The sequence below is a fragment of the bacterium endosymbiont of Bathymodiolus sp. 5 South genome (assembly GCF_900128535.1).
Lineage (GTDB): Bacteria > Pseudomonadota > Gammaproteobacteria > PS1 > Pseudothioglobaceae > Thiodubiliella.
The window spans coordinates 1-17,498 of record NZ_FQTR01000011.1 but is presented as its reverse complement, the minus strand read 5'-3'; the positions used below and the strand labels follow the sequence as shown (position 1 = coordinate 17,498).

Below are 17,498 nucleotides of genomic sequence, written 5' to 3'. Positions count from 1 at the left end.
TATTTAGGTCAGACTATTGATCAACATCGCGTTTGATTTCATTAAGAGATTCTTTGGTTTGATCAAAAATCTCAATAATATTAGCATCCTTATCTTCTAAGTTTAGATGCTCTTTGAGCTTATCAGCTTCAATTTCATCGCCAATATCTTCTTGGACTTTAGCAACGAACCTTTTGGCTTTGCCAATATAATGACCTGCAGTTTTGGCAATGGCAGGCATTCTTTCAGGGCCGACCACAATTAGTGTGATAACACCAATTAAAGCGAATTCCCAAAAACCAATATCAAACATAGTAGCGTATTATTTGGTTTCTTCTTTTTTAATAACTTTAGCGTCAATGACAGTGTCTTTATTGTCGATTTTGTCACTTTCACTCTCTTTCATTGATTTTTTAAAACCTTTGATCGCACCTCCTAGGTCGCCACCAATGTTTTTTAAGCGTTTGCCACCAAAAAGAAGTAGCACGATTACTAAAATAATAATCAGTTCAAACGGTCCTGGCATCATAATGTCTCCTTCGTTATTTATTATGTCTATTGGCTTTTTCTTCTAAACCCGATAAGCCAAATCGTTTTGATAATTCTTCTTCTATTTTAGCGATTTCAATGTCTTTGTGGCGTAATAATACCAAAGTGTGAAACCATAGGTCTGCCACTTCATAGATGATTTTCTCTTTTTCTCCATCTTTAGCTGCCATAATCACTTCGGCAGACTCTTCACCAATCTTTTTTAAGATTGCATCTAAACCCTTGCTGTATAAAGATGCGACATAAGATTCATCAGCACCTGAGTGTTTACGCTGTTCTAATACTTTTTCTAATTGTTTTAAGATATCACTCATAAACATTATCCATAAATGGCTTTTGGGTCTTTTAATACTTTACTAACATTTACCCACTTATCTTTATCCAGTTTTTGAAAAAAACAAGATTTTCTACCAGTGTGGCAAGCGATACCGCCAATTTGTTCTACTTTGAGTAAAATCACATCACAATCACAATCTATATAAATAGCTTTAATAAATTGCGTATGTCCTGATTCTTCACCTTTAAACCACAATTTTTTGCGTGAACGAGAATAGTAAACTGCTTGTTTTTTTTCAATCGTTAGTGACAAAGACTCTTGGTTCATCCATGCAAACATTAAGACTTCTCCCGTCTCAAAATCTTGAGCAATTGCTGGAATTAAACCCTTATCATTAAATCTAACTTGCGTTAATGCTTTCATTAAAAATCTTATAAAATGATTAATTTTACCGCTAGTTTTGAATGAAATTATTTATTTTATGCTTCTTATTGATGGGCAGTGCTGTTTCTGATGTTGGCAACTTTATTTTAGATAGTGAAAAAACGCTATATATTGTTGATGGTGATAGTGTCAGTTTGCAAATGCGCCTTACAGGTATTGACACACCAGAAATTACACAAACCTGCGAGAAAACACAACACCAAACTATTGACTGTGGTCAATTATCCAAAAGGTATTTGCAAAAACTTTTAAGGGAAATACCTGGAAGATTATTAATTACCCCTATCGCAATTGACCATTATCATCGTGTTTTGGTGCGTGTCTATAAAGGAGATATTAATATTGGCAAGTTAATGGTTGAGTCGGGTATGGCGTATTCTTACAAAAATACCTACCGCAAAGAAGAAGAATTAGCCAAGTCTAAAAAAGTAGGATTTTGGGGTTTTTACAAGCCACCTATCAAGCCCTATAGGTATCGAAAAATAAATAAATAAATACAGATAGATGTTATCTTAAGGTTACTAATTCCTCAGCACTGGTTGGGTGTATAGCGACTGTGTCGTCAAACTGCTTTTTAGTCGCCCCCATCTTAATTGCTACCGCAAAACCTTGCAACATTTCATCAGCACCGTGTCCCATAATATGACAGCCGATGACTTTTTCATCATCACCCACACACACTAATTTAAGTGCGGTGGTGGTTTTATGCTCAAGTAGGGCATCTGCCATTGGGGTGAATTCTGATTTATAAATTTTGATTTTATCAAATTTTTTATTGGCCTCAATTTCCGTAAGACCGATAGTGCCAATTGGTGGGTGTGAAAAAACCACAGTGGCAATATTATGATAATCCAAATGCCTATCGGTCATATTGTTATACAGCCTATCAGATAACCTTCTACCCGCTGCAATGGCCACAGGTGTGAGTGGTGCTCTGCCAGTGGCATCACCGAGTGCAAAAATATTATCCACATTGGTCACTTGAAATTTATCTGTTGGAATAAAACCGCGTTGGTTAGACTCAACGCCAGCATTTTCTAAACCAAGGTGTTGCGTCATTGGATCTCTACCAACTGCCCAAATGATTTGGTCAAAACCACCAAATTCACCGTGATTGGTAAATATTGTTTTATCGCTCGAAACCTTATCAATTGTAGTGCCGTGATGAAGGGTAATACCGTGCGCAGTATAGTCTTTATCCAAGGCTTCTTGAATCATGGAGTCAAAACCACGCAATAAGGTGCCAGCTCTGCCGAAAATTTCAACTTCGCTGCCGAGTGCATTCAATACACCAGCCAATTCAACACCAATATAACCACCACCAATAACCGCTACTTTTTTGGGCAATGCGGTTAATTCAAAAAAACCATCTGAAGTAATACCGTATTCGGCACCTTCAATATTCGGCACAGATGGCTTGCCACCTGGAGAAAGCACGATATGCTCAGCGGTGTATTCTTCACCATTGACAGACACTGTGTTTTTATTAACTAATTGCCCAAAGCCATGAATATAATCAATACCTAATTTCTCTAAATAGCCGTCATACCAGTCGGTAATACCTTTGATATAGTTATCGCGACCTTGTTTGAGTTTTTTCCATGAGAAATTTTTCACCTCAATATCAAAACCAAAACCTTGTGCATTGTTAATTTGTGTGGCAGCATTGGCAGCAAACCACATTACTTTTTTCGGCACACAACCCACATTCACACAAGTGCCACCAATGGTTTTTGCCTCAATGACTAAGCATTTTTTACCATATTCGCTGGCACGCTCAACCGCTGAGAGCCCACCAGAGCCCGCACCAATCGCAATCATATCGTAATGTTTTGTCATTTTTTTCTCCAATAAATAAAAAAAGTGGCTTACACCTCAACTTCTAACTTAGGTTTAGTGTGCAATCAATTTGTCAGTAAAAAAATAGCCTTTAAGTCCTTTGTTTTGACGAATATTTATACAGAAATCTCTAATTAATTGATGTAAATTTATCTTCGGCGAATGGAGAAAAATCTTGGTGCCAATCGCAAGTAATTTCACATAATAGTCTTAGTTGTTCAGGTGCATTCTTGTTAACTTGTTTGACTTTAATGCTAAAAGATTCTTTTGATAAATTAAATAATTTTTTAAAATCTTTGGCAAAATATTTAGGACAATATCCTGCAATTTCCACAGGGTCTTTAGTTCTAAACATAGATGCATTTTTATCCTGTGAATTTTCTAAATCAGCACAAAAAAATAATTTCTCACCCACTTCTAATGCTTCAATTCTTTTTTGACTACTTTTGGTTAAATGACCTATGCCTTGGGTGAAAAATTCTAAATTATATTGATTATTTTTTTTAATAGGCATAGGAAATAGGCATAAGTTATCTGTAGCCTTGACCCCTCCAGTTTTGGCTAATTCTTCAAAATCTGTGTTACTGGAATCAATATTTAGCCACTTTAAAAATTCTTGTCTATCTGGTCTAGACTTATTTAGAATTCTGTTTTTAAGTAGGGGAAAAATATCACTATAGCGATATTCTGCATTAAAATCGGACATAGAGGCTAGTTCAATAAATCCGTGTTTTTTTGCTTGCTTTGCACCTTTGGTATAAATAAAAGTGTAAGCGTCGTTGTGTTTTGAAAACCGACCAATTGGAAACCATTGGTCGGTTTTAGTATCTTGCCACGATAAAATTAATTCTTGACACATAATTTGTTTAGTTGTTTTTGATTTGTTTGTAAAAGTTTTGTTGTAAATTTTTTGTCTATATCGCTCATCCAGTTTTCGGGTAGTGATTCAAAGCATTTGATTATATCTTGTTTTGATATTTGGTTAATTTTTTGAGTCCAAAAACAATATTCGTTAGGGTAATGTTTATAACAAAGTTTTGACAATTCATAAGTTTTTAGTATTTTACCGTCATTATACATCGCTGTTTTTGCTTTACTTGAAAACGCCTCAACACTATAGCCAGTGTCTTTTGTATTCAAACGCTCTTGTTTTTCAATGTCTCCAACCCTACAACCCATACTTGAAGCGTGATCAAAACTAGGCGCTAAATAAAGCCCAGTACTTGATGCAACAAACCCCCAATTTTCGTGATGCCTATCTTGATTTCCAATCCAAACATCAAAAACAAGATAGCCAATAAATTGTTTAATTGGGCTTTCTTTTAAATTAGGCGTTAATAATTTGATTAATGCTATTGACTGAGAAAATGTGTAATTTCTTTGTTTGTATGCTTTATCTGGATCGTAGTTTTTAATTAGTTTTGTCAAAAATTCATTGGCATTTATCAGTCTCTCTCCCTCTTTTTTATTGACGAAACTTTGACTAATAACGCCATATGTTGTCTTAGAATTTTCTTGTATGGATCCCGGTGTATATTTAGCACAAGGAATATCTAATAAAGTCGCCAAGTGACAGGCTACTATTTCCGCCCAGTTTTCTCCTTCATGTTTTCCTATTTTGAATAATTTGTCTTGATTTTTACCAAACCAAAATTTTTCTTTAGTGCCTTGATGTTCGGTGCCCCGATTCTTTTTATCTTGATCTTCAATATCTTGATTTTTTTCAGGGGATTCTTGATTCATTTATAACCCTGCTTTTAAGTTTGCCTCAATGACTAAGAATTTTTTACCATATTCGCTGGCGCGCTCAACCGCTGAGAGCCCACCAGAACCTGTACCAATGGCGATCATATCGTATTGTTTATTCATTTATTCCTCGTAAAAGAGGCTTAATTACCCCTTAGAATTTAATGTGCAATCGGTTTGCCAGTAAAAAGATAGTCTTTGAGCTCTTTGTCAAAAGCCTTACCTTTGCGTTTAATCCATTCTAACACCATTGCCGCATGTTCTTTTTCTTCATCACGATTATGCGCCAAAATAGCGGATAATTCATCATCTTGACACGCATCAATGCGCTGATTATACCAATCAATTGTCTCTAATTCCTCCATCAAAGACACAATTGCTTTGTGCATATCTTTGGTTGTCTGTGTTAAATTTTCTTCTGCTTCGTGATAGCCCTCATTTACCATGGTTAACTCCTTATTTAAAATGTTGTTCTAATTCATCGGTGCCACCAATATAACCTCCACCAATGAAAATCTGTGGCGTGCTACTTTTGTTGCTGACTGCTCTGAGTGAACGAGAAGTAATACCCGTTCCTAATTCAATAACTTCCACATAAACCCCCTTGTTTGTTTAATAAGCCTAGGGCTCTTTGACAATGCGCACAACCTTTACGACTAAACATCGTGGCTGATTTTGGCGCAACAGTATCAGCATTAATGTAGTTGAGCATAGTGTCAATATCAGAAACTTCAAATGGGTCGCCTTCAACTTCTGGTTCAATAAACATTTTTTCAATTTTGTTAGGCAAAATTATCTCGTCATATTGGTATTATTTATCGTAAAAATAACCTCAATCAAGCAAACATTTTAGCATTAAGTTTATTTTTACAGTCAAACGCTAAAAATGTTTATTAAGGTGTTTAACATAGTCTTTTTTAATCCAATGGGTTTCACCTGCAATGACATTATCTGCATGAAAAGTTGGGATTTGGTTACGAATGCTTAAATAATGGTTGGTCATTATCAATGGTTGTAACAAATCATCAATATGAGACGCATTCTTTAGGACAAAGCCTTTGCCTAGGTCGTTACTCTTCATATTGGAGGTGGTAACAATCATAAATTTATCAGCTGGAACTTGACCGCCTTCGCCATACTCATCAGTAATAACAAAGGTTTTCTCATACATTAAAACTTCACCAAGCCATTTGACCAATGGGGCGGGCATATTAAACCACATAACGGGCATGATATAAATAATGATATCTGCCCATAAAAGCTTGTTCAATTCTCTATCCATGTTTAGCGTTTCTTTAGTCACATCTGAAATTTTTACTTTATGACCTTTTTCGCTCAAAGTTTTATCAGTTAAATAACTTAAAAATCCATTCAGTTGCCCTTTGGCATCAAAAATTGAATAGCCTGCTGTTACTAATAGTATGTTCATTTCCCCTCCTATGGGTTAGTAAAATCAATTTCAATTGTTAAATTTTCTGGACCTTTTAAAAACACTTGTTGCGTATTTGAATCAGGTACAAAATTTTCATAAAAAGAAATTTTGAAGTTGGTTATATGTTGGATAAAATTTGAATAATCATCTCTAGAAAAAGCAATGTGATCAAATAAGCCATTATTATTAGTTTTTGATACAAAGCCATTAAAATTTGCCTCTTCGCCAAAAACATGAATAATTGCATTTTGCTTGTTTTTTGGCAAATACAGCCAATAACCATCAAAAGAAAAAGGCGGTCTAAACCCTTCTTTTAAGCCAATAACTGCTATAAAAAAAGTGGCAATAACATCAATATTTTTACATCTTAGGGCAATGTGGTTAAATTTTAGATTCACCTTTTTTATATCTCAAATAGGATGCTTTCCAAACTACGACGACTTTTTGTTAGTTTGGCGTTGTAGTCTTGGGTATGTTGATAACCGATTGCTAGCGCCACTTCGCATTGGTAACCACCCAATTCTTTTTTAAATTCTTGATTAACTAAATCAATATCCAGCCCTTCAATTGGCGTTGAATCAATTTTCAAACGAGCCAAAGTGTGTAGCGTGTTGCCCAGTGCTAAATACAGTTGTGCCTTTGTCCAAGGGCTGGTGTTGCCGTTTTCATCGGTATTGAGCTCAGCAAAGAAAAAACTGCCAAAGGCTTCTTCTCTGTTTTCGGGTTTGGTTCTACCATCCTCAATGCCTTTATCAACCACTTCTGCATAATTTTCTCGCTTATACTCGGGGTTGTGAGCGAATAAAATAATTGCTGAACTTTCACCAACATGGGGCTCGTTAAATTCGAATTTATGGGCAAATGTTTGGCTCATACGCATTCTTGCTGTTTTACTTTTTATCACTACAAACCGCCAAGGCTGTGAGTTAATAGATGAGGCAGATAAACGCATTGCCTCGTAAATGATTGTTAAATCTTCTTTGGATACTTTCTTGTTAGCATTGTATTTTTTGGTTGAATGTCGCCAATTTAAATCTTTGATAATTTGATGAGTCATGGTTTTATCCTTTATTTTCTCGGTCCAGCAACAATTGATAATGTTGTTTTGGCAATAGTGTGTTGATTGATAAAAAATCTAACCAAGGCTGAGGTTGCATCTGTTGGTGGGTTTAATTTCTCTGTATTTAGAGCATGCAGGGTAAATACATAATTATGCACTCTGCCTACAGGTGGGCAAGGTCCAAAATAACCTGGTTTTCCCATGTCCGTATTTGCATCAACTGCTCCTTGTGGCAAAGTGTTTGGATTGAGGTTTTTTGTATTCTTTGGAATATTGTAAGCTGTCCAATGCCAAAATCCGCTACCTGTTGGTGCATCTTTATCATAAAAAGTAATTGCTAAACTTTTGGTGTCTTTAGGTGTGCCACTCCAAGATAAGTCTGGTCTTTGATTTTTACCACTACAACCAAAGTTATTCCAATATTGATTGGCAGTTATGGTTGCACCTGCCTGAATGTTTTTACTATAAAGTTTAAAATTTTCAGGACTTGAAGATTGGGCGAATTGTTGCATCAAAGTTTGCATATCTTCAAGATGCCAATTGCTTTTTATTTTGCCATTTTTGATGGTATACATATCTACAGCACTAAAGTTGATTGCTTGCCCCTGACCAATTTTATTGTGGAATTTACCCGTAAAATGACCCTTAAATCTCAGTCGTAAAATTACTTTATCCTCTACAACAAACATCTCTTCAATACTTGCAGTTAGATCAGGAACAACACTGCGAAACCATTTTGAAGCATCTAATGGACCTTGTTTGCCTTGTTTTCTACCTTTAGGGAGGTTAAGATCTATAAAAGAATCTGCCAGCGCTTGTTTTGCGAATTTTTCTTCGCCAGTATTCCAAAAAGCTGCATATCGTTTAGCTGCTAATATCATTTTATCTACTTGTTTGGTTGTAATGCTTTGATCGATATTTACTTGTTTGACTTCTGGCAGTTGATCGTACTGATAAGCGTAAACTGCATTTGCAAGGGCAAACAATAAAGCAATATTAATAAAGTTGACTATTTTTTTCATTTCATTTATTCCTATGATTAAGTTGAAAAAGAATGATAGAATAACAATATACTTTTGTCAAGTAGGCACATAATTGGCATATAGTATATTTTATTATACTAAAGGAGTAAAAATGAAAAATGAAAGAGGAATGAATTGCCCTGTAGAATTAACCCTTGGTTTAATCGGTGGTAAGTGGAAGGGGATTATTTTGTATCACCTGATTAATGGTAAAAAAAGATTTGGCGAATTGAAGAAATTTATGCCAAATATCACTCAAAGAATGCTTACCAAACAACTCAGAGAACTTGAAAATGATAGATTAATCCATCGGGAAGTGTATAGAGTTGTACCACCTAAAGTCGAATATAGCCTTACAGAACAGGGAGAATCACTTAAAAATACGATTTTATCGTTAGAAAAATGGGGTAAAAATTACCAACAACAAAAATTATAATCCAGCTTTTAAACTTGCCTCAATAAATTTATCTAAGTTGCCATCCAAGACATCTTGAGTGTTGGATGATTCAACCCCTGTGCGTAAGTCCTTAATGCGAGATTGATCCAATACATAAGAACGAATTTGATGACCCCAGCCAATGTCTGATTTTCCGTCTTCAGTTTCTTGGTTTTCACTGTTGCGTTTTTGCATTTCTAATTCATACAGTTTGGATTTGAGTTGTTTCATCGCCTGGTCTTTATTGGCATGTTGACTACGCCCATCTTGACACTGTACCACAGTGCTAGTCGGTAAGTGGGTGATGCGCACAGCAGAGTCGGTTTTATTTACATGTTGTCCGCCTGCGCCACTAGCTCGGTAGGTGTCAATACGAATCTCACTCTTCTTGATTTCAATATCGATATTGTCGTCAATCTCAGGGGAGACGAACACTGAACAAAAAGAGGTATGGCGTTTCCCATTAGCATTAAAAGGCGATTTGCGCACCAAACGATGAATGCCAATTTCGCTTCTGAGCCAGCCAAAGGCATACTCACCTTCAAAATGAATAGTGGCAGATTTAATGCCTGCCACTTCGCCTGCTGAGGCTTCCATCAGTTTGACTTTGAAGTTGTGTTTTTCGCCCCAACGCAGATACATTCGCAACACCATTTCTGCCCAATCTTGTGCTTCAGTGCCACCTGAGCCAGATTGAATATCTAAGTAAGCGTGGTTCATATCCAGTTTGCCATTGAACATTCTTTGGAACTCTAACCGCGCAATAGAAATTTCAATTGCCTCCAAATCAGCAATCACACTGCTTGCAGTCTCTTCATCACTTTCAGATTGTGCCATATCTAGTAGTTCTTTGGCATCTTCTAAAATCGAATTTGCGTTATCAAAAGTCTGACATATAGATTCTAGGGTTGATTTTTCCTTGCCCAAAGCTTGTGCGGTTTCTGGGTTAGACCAAATATTTGGATTTTCCATTTCCAATAACACTTCTTCTAAGCGCCCTTGTTTTTCTTCCAAATTTAGGTGTGCGGATAAAGCAGACGAACGCTGAGTTAGTTCATCAATTTTTTGGTAAGTGGGTGAGAGTTCCATAGTTAAGTATTTTACGCACTAACAGATATAAAAAAAGCCCCAAACAAGGGGCTTTTTTATTTAAGACACGAAATTACTTTCTAAGACCTAAACGAGAAATTAAACTTGAATAAGCGCTTACATCGTTACTTCTAAGATAAGTCAATAGCTTCTTACGCTGAGAAACTAAGCGCAACAAACCCCTTCTTGAGTGGTGGTCTTTTTTATGCGTTTTAAAATGACCAGTTAAGTGTTGGATGCGCGCAGTTAAGAGCGCAACTTGTACATTGGTTGAACCAGTGTCGCCTTCGCCAGACTGGTACTGTTTAATGATTGCTTGTGTATCAATTGACATAAGTGTTATGCTCTAGAAAATATAAAAGGAGGAATTATACGCGTATTTTCTAATCTTGCAACATTTTGTAGAGTAAATCTTTGAGTAACAAACGCTCTTTTTTCAAGTTTTCAAGATAAACATCACCTAGATTTTCAATACCTTGTTCGCCACGAACAATTGCTTTGTCAATACCTTCGTATTCAAAAGCTAATTTTCTAAAGTGATTGTTATTAACTTTTAGTTCGTGAATTTTCTCTCTGAGTTCGGGAAATTCTTTAATGAGTGGGTGATGTTCCATGATGCTTTATCCTAATTAAGTTTAAGGGATAAAATTATACACTTGTTTTGCTATTAACCCGAGAGTGAACGATGTAATTTTAGTAAAAAAAAGCCTCACCTTCTGGGCGGGTTTTAAAACGACGATGAATCCATAGATACTGCTCAGGTGCTTTGAGAATTTGCATCTGTAATATTTGATTATTGGTGGTGGCATTTTGCAAGGCATCTGATGATGGGTAATCGCTAAGCGCGCGGTAGAATTCTAATTCATAACCTGATTTATTGCGTGAGAAAGATAATGGAATGACGACAGTATTATCAATTTTTGCCAGTTTTGCAGTGGCATTAATGGTTGCCGTTTGTACACCAAAAAATGGTGCGAAAGTAGAATGTTTTGCCCCAAGGTCTTGGTCAGGTGCATACCAAATTGGTAAGCCAGATTTAAGCGTTGTGATCAGTGTTTTTGAATCTTTGGCCTTAACCATAGTTGAACCGTGCTTAATAAATTGTTTGGTCATCTCTGCGTCAAATAGTGCATTGTTTTGTGGGCGATAGACATCGGCAAATTTAAAATTTTGTAGTAGCATTCTGCCACCAAGCATCATAGTGGTGAAGTGTCCGACCAGTAAAATTACATTTTTTTTCTGGTCTAAGGCGTTTTGTAATATTTGTGTATTTTTGATCTGATAGCGTTTTTTGAGGGTGGCATCTTTCATATAAAAACAGTTTGCTGATTCAAAAAAAGCAATACCCAACGATATAAAATGCTGTTTAACCAGCTGTTTAACTTGTGATTTGTTTTTATCAGGAAAACATTTGCTAATATTGATAAAGGCAATTTTTTTAAAGCGAGACAGTATCAAATAAAGCAACTTACCAAAAACAGTGCCGATAACGACTTGCACAGTAAATGGCAATTTAGCACCCAGCTTCATTAGTAGAATGAGAATCCAAGTTGGGATAAATTTAGGATGATAAAAATTTTGTTTTGTCATTAAAATACAATTCTTAAGTATGCCTTATATTAGTCAAAATTTTATTAATGACCTGCCCAATCAAATTGATATTGTTGATTTGATTGCTAAACGCGTTGTGCTTAAAAAAACAGGAGATGGCTATCGCGGGGCTTGTCCTTTCCACGGCGGTAAAAATTCTAATTTTTCTGTTAGCGCTCAAAAGCAATTTTATCACTGTTTTAAGTGCGGTGAGAGCGGTGGTGCGATTAGTTTTGTGCAAAAGTATGACAATTTAGATTTTGTTGAAGCAGTTGAAACCATTGCCAATGAATTTGGGCTCGCTATTGAATACGACAAAAGCAGCAAGCCAGTTGACCCTAAGTTTGAACGATATCGTGACTTATCGAAAAAAGTTAGTGATTTTTATACACAACAATTTAAATTTTCACCCGCCAAAGATAAGGCAGTCGCTTATGCAAAAAATCGAGGTATTAGTGATGAGATTGCTAAGCGTTTTGAGTTGGGTTTTGCCACACCTAGTAACAATGACTTGCTACTTAATTTTGAGAAAACCCAGCAATCAATCACTGATTTAAAGGCTTTGGGTTTGGTTAAAACAGGCGAATATGGCGATTATGATTTTTTCCGTGATCGTTTAATGTTTCCTATTCATAATAGTAAGGGTAGTGTTATTGCTTTTGGCGGTAGGGTGTTTGATAATACGGCTAAAGCCAAATATCTTAACTCGCAAGAAAGTCCAATTTTTGCTAAGTCTAGAGAACTTTACGGGTTGTATCATGCACGCAAATACTCGCATCAGATGGATTATATTTTGGTGGTTGAAGGGTATATGGATGTGGTGGCGCTACACCAATCCGGCGTTACTAAAGTAGTAGCAACATTGGGCACCGCAACCACCACTGAGCATTTGAAAACATTAGCGCGAACCACCAATACGATTGTCTTTTGTTTTGATGGCGACGATGCAGGTCGTGCAGCTGCGTGGAAGGCGTTGAAGATTACCTTGCCCGTGGTTAAATCTGGATTGTTGGTTAAGTTTTTATTCCTGCCTGATGGTGAAGACCCAGATACTTTGGTTAAAAAAGAATCTGCTAAAGCCTTTGAGCAACGCATTAATAAAGCAAAGATGTTGTCAAAGTTTTTGTTTGACCATGTGAAGACACAAGTGGACTTTAATACCATTGAAGGAAAAACCCTATTCTTAGAAAAAGTCTCGGCATTAATTGCGCTAGTAACTTATGATGCTTATCAAGAGCAGTTACTTGAAGGCACTTCACAAGTGGTAGGGCAAAGCATTGAACGGGTTAAAGGTGTTTTTATTAAGCAAGTAGAAAAAGTGCAAATACAAAAAATTCAGGCACAACAAATACAAACGCAAGTACAAGTGCCACCTAATAGGGAATATGAGGATGCAATGCCATCTTTTGTAAATAATGATGATGAGTGTCGTTATGAGTCAAGCGCGACACCACGAGAAAATAATGCTATTAAAGTATTAATGGGGAGAATGATCAGTTTGCTGCTTAATTACCCATTGTTAGCCGATGAAAATGGTATTGCTGAAGAAAGGATACGAAAGATTGAAAGATCAGAAGTTTTGTTAAAGTTAGTGCGCGAAGCAGAGATAGAAGATGAGATTACTAAAGAACAGTTGATTGGTCTTTTTAAATCCAAGCCAGGCATCCAACAGCGCTTACAAGAGCTGAGTGAGCTGGACCCATATTTGAGTGAAACTCAAGCTAAAGATGAGTTTTTATCTGCATTAACGAAAATTGAAAAACGCCAATCTGTTACCAAGGTAAAAGGAAAAATAGCAAGTGCAAATACTGAACAAGAGCAACGAAAAGTAATGGAAAGCATTCAAAAAAATAAATCTTAAAAACTGCCAGAGGCACCCTTAAATGAGACCTTTGCATAAATAGGGATGATTAGCAAAATCCAATTTTTGCCCAATTGGTGATTTCTTTAAACCTTGTCCTAGCAGGGCTAAGGCTGGGTTTAAAAAATCACCAAGTGGGTGAAAAGTGGGTTTCTGATGATTGTTCCTATTTATGCAAAGGTCCTAAATAGACTAAGATTGTTTTTTCGCCAACAATTTAACAGATTGGTCGCTATTTAAGATATTCTCCATTGCTTCTTTAAATACGATAGCTGCAGAGTTTGAACCTTTACAACTAATCTTACTATAAGGCTTATAATAAGCATAACATTTTTTTGGATAGTCTAATCTAACTGCCATGATATATTTTGGCTTTTTAACGGGCACAAATCCAGTGAAAAAAGTCCGTTTTGCGCCATTCTTATTGTAACGACCATTGATGACCATTTCTGCGGTGCCAGTCTTTCCTGCTACGCTGTAACCTTTGATTCGTGCACGATATCCAGAGCCTTTTAGGGATACAACCGCATCTAACAGTTCGGCAATCCTATGTGTTGTTTGCTTGCTAAACACTTGTGTTTTTTGTTTATTTGTAGCAATACCATTGATCAGTTTTAACGATGGTATGGCACCATCATTTGCAAAGACTAAGTAGGCTCTGGCGAGTTGTGCCAAATTGGTTTGCATGGGGCCGTAACCAAAGGATAAAGAGCGTTTATCCGCTTTTGACCAATCACTATAATATCTCAGTAACCCAGAGTTTTCAATGCTAGGAATAAGTCCAAGTGGACGACCAAAACCCAACTTGCTCCAAGTGTCATACAAATCTTCTTTTGTCAACCTTTCTGCTACATTGACCGTGCCTAAGTTGTGTGATTTTTGCAAAATCTTTTTAACGGTCATATATTTATATTTTTTATCGGGTTTAAGGTGTCCGATGCGTTTAGTTACATCAATTAACTCATCATCTTTAGCGGTAATTTTTTTCTTTTCAAGTGCTAAGAGCATGGTAAATGGCTTGACGGTTGAACCTGGGTCAAGCTTATCTGAAAGTACGCGATTGCGATAATGTTTTGGATTGTAAAGTGCTTTGTTGTTCGGGTCGTCAGCAGGGTAATTAACCATGGCTAAAATTTCACCATTGGGTTTTAAAATAATAGCTGATCCAGAATTGGCTTCGTGTTTTTCGACGGCTTTTTTAATAGCCGCATAGGCGTGGAATTGCACATTGGTATCAATCGTTAATTGTATATCTTGACCATGCTTAAGTGCTTTATGCACTATCGGGTTGAAATAAGCGCCTTGAGAATCTGAATTAAAACCCAAATGTGTCAGGCTATTTTGCCCAGCAAGTATTGATTCAAATTCTCCTTCAATGCCAGAAATGCCTTTTTTGTTATGATTGATACGACCAATAAGGGGCGCTAATGCTGCGGATTTTGGATAATATCTGCGCGTGTCTGTTTGCAGTCGAACGCCTTTTATTTGTTCTCTTTTGCATGCTTCAACTCTACTATCAGTTGGCTTATCTGCTTTTAACTTGGTGAATATTAACACCGTATCAAGAAAATTTATTTGTTTTTTTTTGCGTTTTATTTTGCAGATTTTTAACCTGATTTTCTTTAGCGCTTTTATCTTTTCAAGGATTGGGTTGGTGAGTCTAAGGTTTTGTTTAATAATTAGATTTTTTCTGCCCGCATGTTTGCTGAGTTTCTTTTTAATTATTTTTCTTAATTTTTTTTCTGGCATCATTAAAGCTTGTGCAAGTTTTGGAATAAAAGCCGTTTGAATTTGTGTTGAATCTAGGTTTATTTTTTTCAAAATTAAATTACTGGCAAGCACATCACCATGCCTGTCTAGAATATCACCCCGACGCGCCTGTACACTAGAAGTAAGTTCTGCTTGTTTACTGGCTTTTTTTTGAATGCTGATACCACCAGCGTCTATTTGATAAATATTGATAATTCGAAAAAAGAAAACAACAACAAGACTGGCAAAAATAATTTGAATGACCAATTGACGGCGTGAATAATTTTGTGATTTTTGAAACAATCCCTTCTTAAGTCGTTTCATAATACAAGCACCCTGATTCTTTCAGTTCGCTTCATTTGTAATGTTTTTATCGCTTTTTCTTTAATAGATTTACCACTGATTTGTGACGAATACTCGCTCAGTAATTGTTTGTGTAATGCTGTAATTTTTTGATTTGCTTTTTGTACTCTTTGTGCTTTTTTGTATAGCAAGTAATTTTGATTGTGCCACAAAATTGTGTAAAAAGATAATATTACAATAATAATACTAAGTGCTGCATTAACAAGGGTTGTATTCAGTGGCTTATTCAACATCCTTAGTGGTGCGCTGTGCGATTCTTAATATTGCACTTCTTGAGCGCTTATTATTGTCCAGCTCTTCTTTACTGGCAAAACTTTTGCCTAAATCTTTTAACAGTGTTTGTTCTACACCACTATCCATAATCGGCAAGCCCTTAGGTAATTGTTTTTGTTTTGAGTGTTGTTGGATAAATTGCTTGACAATACGGTCTTCAATTGAGTGAAAACTAATGACGCATAGGCGAGCTTCTGGTGCTAATAAATGAATTGTGTGTTTAAGTGTCTCAGACAGTTGTGTCAGTTCCTGATTGATAAAAATACGCATTGCTTGAAAAGTGCGTGTGGCAGGGTGTTTGTTTTTTTTTGTTTTGACCACGCTGGCAACAATATTTGCTAATTGTAATGTGGTCTCAATGGGTTGCTGCTGCTGAAATCTTTTAATCGTACTGGCAATGTGTCGGCTTTTTCTTTCTTCGCCAAATTCGTAAATCACATTGGCAATTTCAACCTCATCAGCACTTACCAGCCACTGTGCTACACTAATGCCACTGCTTTGGTTCATACGCATATCTAGTGGACCCTCAGCATTAAAACTAAAACCGCGCTCGGCATTATCCAATTGTGGCGATGAAACACCAAGGTCCATGAAAATACCATCAATTTTCCCCAGTAATCCTTCTTCAGAAAGAATCTGATGCATATTGACAAAAGGACTGTGAATAAGTCTTAGGCGTGAATCGTTAAACTGTTGATTAGCATATTCAATGGCGGTAATATCTTGGTCAAAGGCAATCAGCTTTGCTTGGTCACCTAATTTGTCTAAAATACCAAGTGCATGTCCGCCACGACCAAAAGTGGCGTCAACATAGATGCCGTTAGTTTTTAGTTTTAAGCCTTTAATAGATTCATCAAACATCACTGATTGATGATAATGAGAACTCATAACGCCAATTCGGAAATGCTACTTGGAACGCTTTCTTTCTCGCTTAACGCATCAAGATTGGCAAGTTGTTCGTGCCAAGTATGTTCATCCCAAAGCTCGAAATTATTCCCTTGCCCACTCATGATAATTTTTTTATCAATATTGGCATATTTCCTGAGTGTGGTAGAAATTAGCACACGCGATGTGGTGTCCAATTCGCAATCTGTTGCATGACCAATGAGTTTGCGCTTGAGGCGTTTTGTGTGAATATTGAGCGAAGGCAGGGTGCTAATTTTTTGCTCAAGTAGCTGCCAATCTTTTAAAGGATAGAGTAGCAAACAAGGGTCATCTGGGTGAATGCTAAGTACCATTTTGCCCTCACAAATTTCATTGATTTGCGTCTGATGGCGTGTTGGAATTTTTAGTCTTCCCTTGGCGTCAATAGTTAAATTGTGCACCCCACGAAACATTTAGTGATGTTGTAGGTGTTTTTGATAGTAAGCCATTGCACCTAAAATAAGGGCAACAGTGACAATAACGACAAAAGGTTTGAAGTTGTTGATTTGCGCTTGTTGCGCACCTATTAGTGCCAATACGCTGAGTGAAGTCGTTGATAAAAGTCCAGCAATAATAAATTTTCTTGTGTGCATTTTTTTGTCACCACTATTTTAGTAAGTTAAATACATTTTATACCACTTTGTACCACTTTTTAACACTTTAATTATGGGTATTTTTGAACATTAACTGCGTTAAGCATTATTTGGAGGTCTTTGCATAAATAGGAACAATCATCATAAACCCACTTTTCACCCACTTGGCGATTTTTTAAACCCAGCCTTAGCCCTGCTAGGACAAGGTTTAAAGAAATCACCCATTGGGCAAAAATTGGATTTTGCTAATCATCCCTATTTATGCAAAGGCC

26 protein-coding genes and 1 pseudogene are annotated in these 17,498 nt (G+C 36.5%); 3 read left to right on the top strand and 24 right to left on the bottom strand.

Annotation, left to right across the window (positions count from 1 at the left end; all coding sequences use genetic code 11):
- Positions 1 to 13: 13 nt before the first annotated feature.
- Genes tatB through hisI form a run of 4 tightly spaced genes read right to left on the bottom strand, consistent with a single transcriptional unit; the run spans position 14 to position 1,228 of the window.
- Positions 14 to 292, bottom strand: coding sequence for a Sec-independent protein translocase protein TatB (gene tatB, locus BBROOKSOX_RS02340; protein ID WP_010645987.1), 279 nt, complete (start codon positions 290 to 292; stop codon positions 14 to 16).
- A gap of 9 nt (positions 293 to 301) precedes the next feature.
- Positions 302 to 508, bottom strand: a complete 207-nt coding sequence (gene tatA, locus BBROOKSOX_RS02335; protein WP_180323817.1) for a twin-arginine translocase TatA/TatE family subunit — start codon at positions 506 to 508, stop codon at positions 302 to 304.
- 13 nt (positions 509 to 521) lie between these two features.
- Positions 522 to 842 carry a phosphoribosyl-ATP diphosphatase gene (locus BBROOKSOX_RS02330; RefSeq protein WP_038338882.1) on the bottom strand — a complete coding sequence of 107 codons (321 nt, stop codon included), beginning with the start codon at positions 840 to 842 and terminating at the stop codon, positions 522 to 524.
- Positions 843 to 847: 5 nt separating this feature from the next.
- Positions 848 to 1,228, bottom strand: coding sequence for a phosphoribosyl-AMP cyclohydrolase (gene hisI, locus BBROOKSOX_RS02325; RefSeq protein WP_139659579.1), 381 nt, complete (start codon positions 1,226 to 1,228; stop codon positions 848 to 850).
- 41 nt (positions 1,229 to 1,269) lie between these two features.
- Between hisI and BBROOKSOX_RS02320 the strand changes: the two genes are divergently transcribed.
- Entirely contained in the window at positions 1,270 to 1,743 is a 474-nt protein-coding gene (locus BBROOKSOX_RS02320) for a thermonuclease family protein (protein ID WP_139659578.1), read from the top strand.
- A 13-nt stretch (positions 1,744 to 1,756) separates the two neighbouring features.
- Here BBROOKSOX_RS02320 and gorA read toward each other — a convergent pair whose 3' ends face one another.
- From gorA to BBROOKSOX_RS02270, 11 genes are all read right to left on the bottom strand, one after another.
- Positions 1,757 to 3,088: a glutathione-disulfide reductase gene (gorA, locus tag BBROOKSOX_RS02315; RefSeq protein WP_139659577.1), complete on the bottom strand. Its 1,332-nt coding sequence runs from the start codon at positions 3,086 to 3,088 to the stop codon at positions 1,757 to 1,759.
- A gap of 130 nt (positions 3,089 to 3,218) precedes the next feature.
- Positions 3,219 to 3,947: an HIRAN domain-containing protein gene (locus BBROOKSOX_RS02310; RefSeq protein WP_139659576.1), complete on the bottom strand. Its 729-nt coding sequence runs from the start codon at positions 3,945 to 3,947 to the stop codon at positions 3,219 to 3,221.
- Positions 3,932 to 4,831 (bottom strand): HipA domain-containing protein, encoded by a 900-nt coding sequence (locus BBROOKSOX_RS02305; protein WP_139659575.1) that lies wholly within the window; start codon positions 4,829 to 4,831, stop codon positions 3,932 to 3,934. The genes BBROOKSOX_RS02310 and BBROOKSOX_RS02305 overlap by 16 nt, the downstream gene beginning before the upstream one ends.
- Positions 4,832 to 4,957, bottom strand: coding sequence for a hypothetical protein (locus BBROOKSOX_RS12030; RefSeq protein WP_257607733.1), 126 nt, complete (start codon positions 4,955 to 4,957; stop codon positions 4,832 to 4,834).
- 38 nt (positions 4,958 to 4,995) lie between these two features.
- The gene (locus BBROOKSOX_RS02300) at positions 4,996 to 5,280 is read right to left on the bottom strand and encodes a ferritin family protein (protein WP_139659574.1); all 285 of its coding nucleotides are present in this window, start codon (positions 5,278 to 5,280) and stop codon (positions 4,996 to 4,998) included.
- A gap of 10 nt (positions 5,281 to 5,290) precedes the next feature.
- A complete protein-coding gene (locus BBROOKSOX_RS02295; protein WP_180323816.1) occupies positions 5,291 to 5,428 on the bottom strand; it encodes a hypothetical protein in 138 nt (45 codons plus the stop codon).
- On the bottom strand, positions 5,415 to 5,624 hold the full coding sequence (locus BBROOKSOX_RS02290) for a hypothetical protein (protein WP_139699665.1): 210 nt from the start codon (positions 5,622 to 5,624) through the stop codon (positions 5,415 to 5,417). Before BBROOKSOX_RS02290 ends, BBROOKSOX_RS02295 begins: the two co-directional genes overlap by 14 nt.
- Positions 5,625 to 5,714: 90 nt before the next feature.
- The gene (locus BBROOKSOX_RS02285) at positions 5,715 to 6,263 is read right to left on the bottom strand and encodes an NAD(P)H-dependent oxidoreductase (RefSeq protein ID WP_139659572.1); all 549 of its coding nucleotides are present in this window, start codon (positions 6,261 to 6,263) and stop codon (positions 5,715 to 5,717) included.
- A gap of 8 nt (positions 6,264 to 6,271) precedes the next feature.
- The gene (locus tag BBROOKSOX_RS02280) at positions 6,272 to 6,664 is read right to left on the bottom strand and encodes a hypothetical protein (protein ID WP_139659571.1); all 393 of its coding nucleotides are present in this window, start codon (positions 6,662 to 6,664) and stop codon (positions 6,272 to 6,274) included.
- Between the two features lie 5 nt (positions 6,665 to 6,669).
- Complete coding sequence (locus tag BBROOKSOX_RS02275) at positions 6,670 to 7,323, bottom strand: nitroreductase family protein (RefSeq protein ID WP_139659570.1); 654 nt, start codon at positions 7,321 to 7,323, stop codon at positions 6,670 to 6,672.
- Positions 7,324 to 7,334: 11 nt separating this feature from the next.
- Positions 7,335 to 8,348 (bottom strand): YbhB/YbcL family Raf kinase inhibitor-like protein, encoded by a 1,014-nt coding sequence (locus tag BBROOKSOX_RS02270; protein ID WP_139659569.1) that lies wholly within the window; start codon positions 8,346 to 8,348, stop codon positions 7,335 to 7,337.
- 112 nt (positions 8,349 to 8,460) lie between these two features.
- Here BBROOKSOX_RS02270 and BBROOKSOX_RS02265 point away from each other — a divergent pair, with 112 nt between their 5' ends.
- Positions 8,461 to 8,784, top strand: coding sequence for a winged helix-turn-helix transcriptional regulator (locus BBROOKSOX_RS02265; protein ID WP_139659568.1), 324 nt, complete (start codon positions 8,461 to 8,463; stop codon positions 8,782 to 8,784).
- Here the strand turns inward: BBROOKSOX_RS02265 and prfB are convergent.
- The 4 genes from prfB to BBROOKSOX_RS02245 form a co-directional block, all read right to left on the bottom strand.
- Positions 8,779 to 9,873 carry a peptide chain release factor 2 gene (prfB, locus tag BBROOKSOX_RS02260; RefSeq protein WP_139659567.1) on the bottom strand — a complete coding sequence of 365 codons (1,095 nt, stop codon included), beginning with the start codon at positions 9,871 to 9,873 and terminating at the stop codon, positions 8,779 to 8,781. The two genes, BBROOKSOX_RS02265 and prfB, sit on opposite strands and share 6 nt — an antisense overlap.
- A gap of 73 nt (positions 9,874 to 9,946) precedes the next feature.
- Positions 9,947 to 10,207 (bottom strand): 30S ribosomal protein S15, encoded by a 261-nt coding sequence (gene rpsO, locus BBROOKSOX_RS02255; RefSeq protein ID WP_010645972.1) that lies wholly within the window; start codon positions 10,205 to 10,207, stop codon positions 9,947 to 9,949.
- A gap of 49 nt (positions 10,208 to 10,256) precedes the next feature.
- Entirely contained in the window at positions 10,257 to 10,487 is a 231-nt protein-coding gene (locus tag BBROOKSOX_RS02250; protein ID WP_010645971.1) for a YdcH family protein, read from the bottom strand.
- 79 nt (positions 10,488 to 10,566) lie between these two features.
- Positions 10,567 to 11,463, bottom strand: coding sequence for an LpxL/LpxP family acyltransferase (locus BBROOKSOX_RS02245; protein WP_139659566.1), 897 nt, complete (start codon positions 11,461 to 11,463; stop codon positions 10,567 to 10,569).
- 19 nt (positions 11,464 to 11,482) lie between these two features.
- Here BBROOKSOX_RS02245 and dnaG point away from each other — a divergent pair, with 19 nt between their 5' ends.
- Positions 11,483 to 13,324 (top strand): DNA primase, encoded by a 1,842-nt coding sequence (gene dnaG / locus BBROOKSOX_RS02240; protein WP_139659565.1) that lies wholly within the window; start codon positions 11,483 to 11,485, stop codon positions 13,322 to 13,324.
- 192 nt (positions 13,325 to 13,516) lie between these two features.
- Here dnaG and BBROOKSOX_RS02235 read toward each other — a convergent pair whose 3' ends face one another.
- The 5 genes and pseudogenes from BBROOKSOX_RS02235 to BBROOKSOX_RS02215 form a co-directional block, all read right to left on the bottom strand.
- Complete coding sequence (locus BBROOKSOX_RS02235) at positions 13,517 to 15,397, bottom strand: peptidoglycan D,D-transpeptidase FtsI family protein (RefSeq protein ID WP_139659564.1); 1,881 nt, start codon at positions 15,395 to 15,397, stop codon at positions 13,517 to 13,519.
- A complete protein-coding gene (locus BBROOKSOX_RS02230; protein ID WP_139659563.1) occupies positions 15,394 to 15,669 on the bottom strand; it encodes a cell division protein FtsL in 276 nt (91 codons plus the stop codon). The genes BBROOKSOX_RS02235 and BBROOKSOX_RS02230 overlap by 4 nt, the downstream gene beginning before the upstream one ends.
- A complete protein-coding gene (gene rsmH / locus BBROOKSOX_RS02225) occupies positions 15,659 to 16,573 on the bottom strand; it encodes a 16S rRNA (cytosine(1402)-N(4))-methyltransferase RsmH (RefSeq protein WP_373896606.1) in 915 nt (304 codons plus the stop codon). Before rsmH ends, BBROOKSOX_RS02230 begins: the two co-directional genes overlap by 11 nt.
- Before the next feature lie 74 nt (positions 16,574 to 16,647).
- A pseudogene (gene mraZ / locus BBROOKSOX_RS02220) lies at positions 16,648 to 17,046 on the bottom strand (division/cell wall cluster transcriptional repressor MraZ); the annotation flags it as partial.
- Positions 17,047 to 17,226, bottom strand: coding sequence for a hypothetical protein (locus BBROOKSOX_RS02215; protein ID WP_038338872.1), 180 nt, complete (start codon positions 17,224 to 17,226; stop codon positions 17,047 to 17,049). It lies immediately after the preceding pseudogene.
- Positions 17,227 to 17,498: the final 272 nt, after the last annotated feature.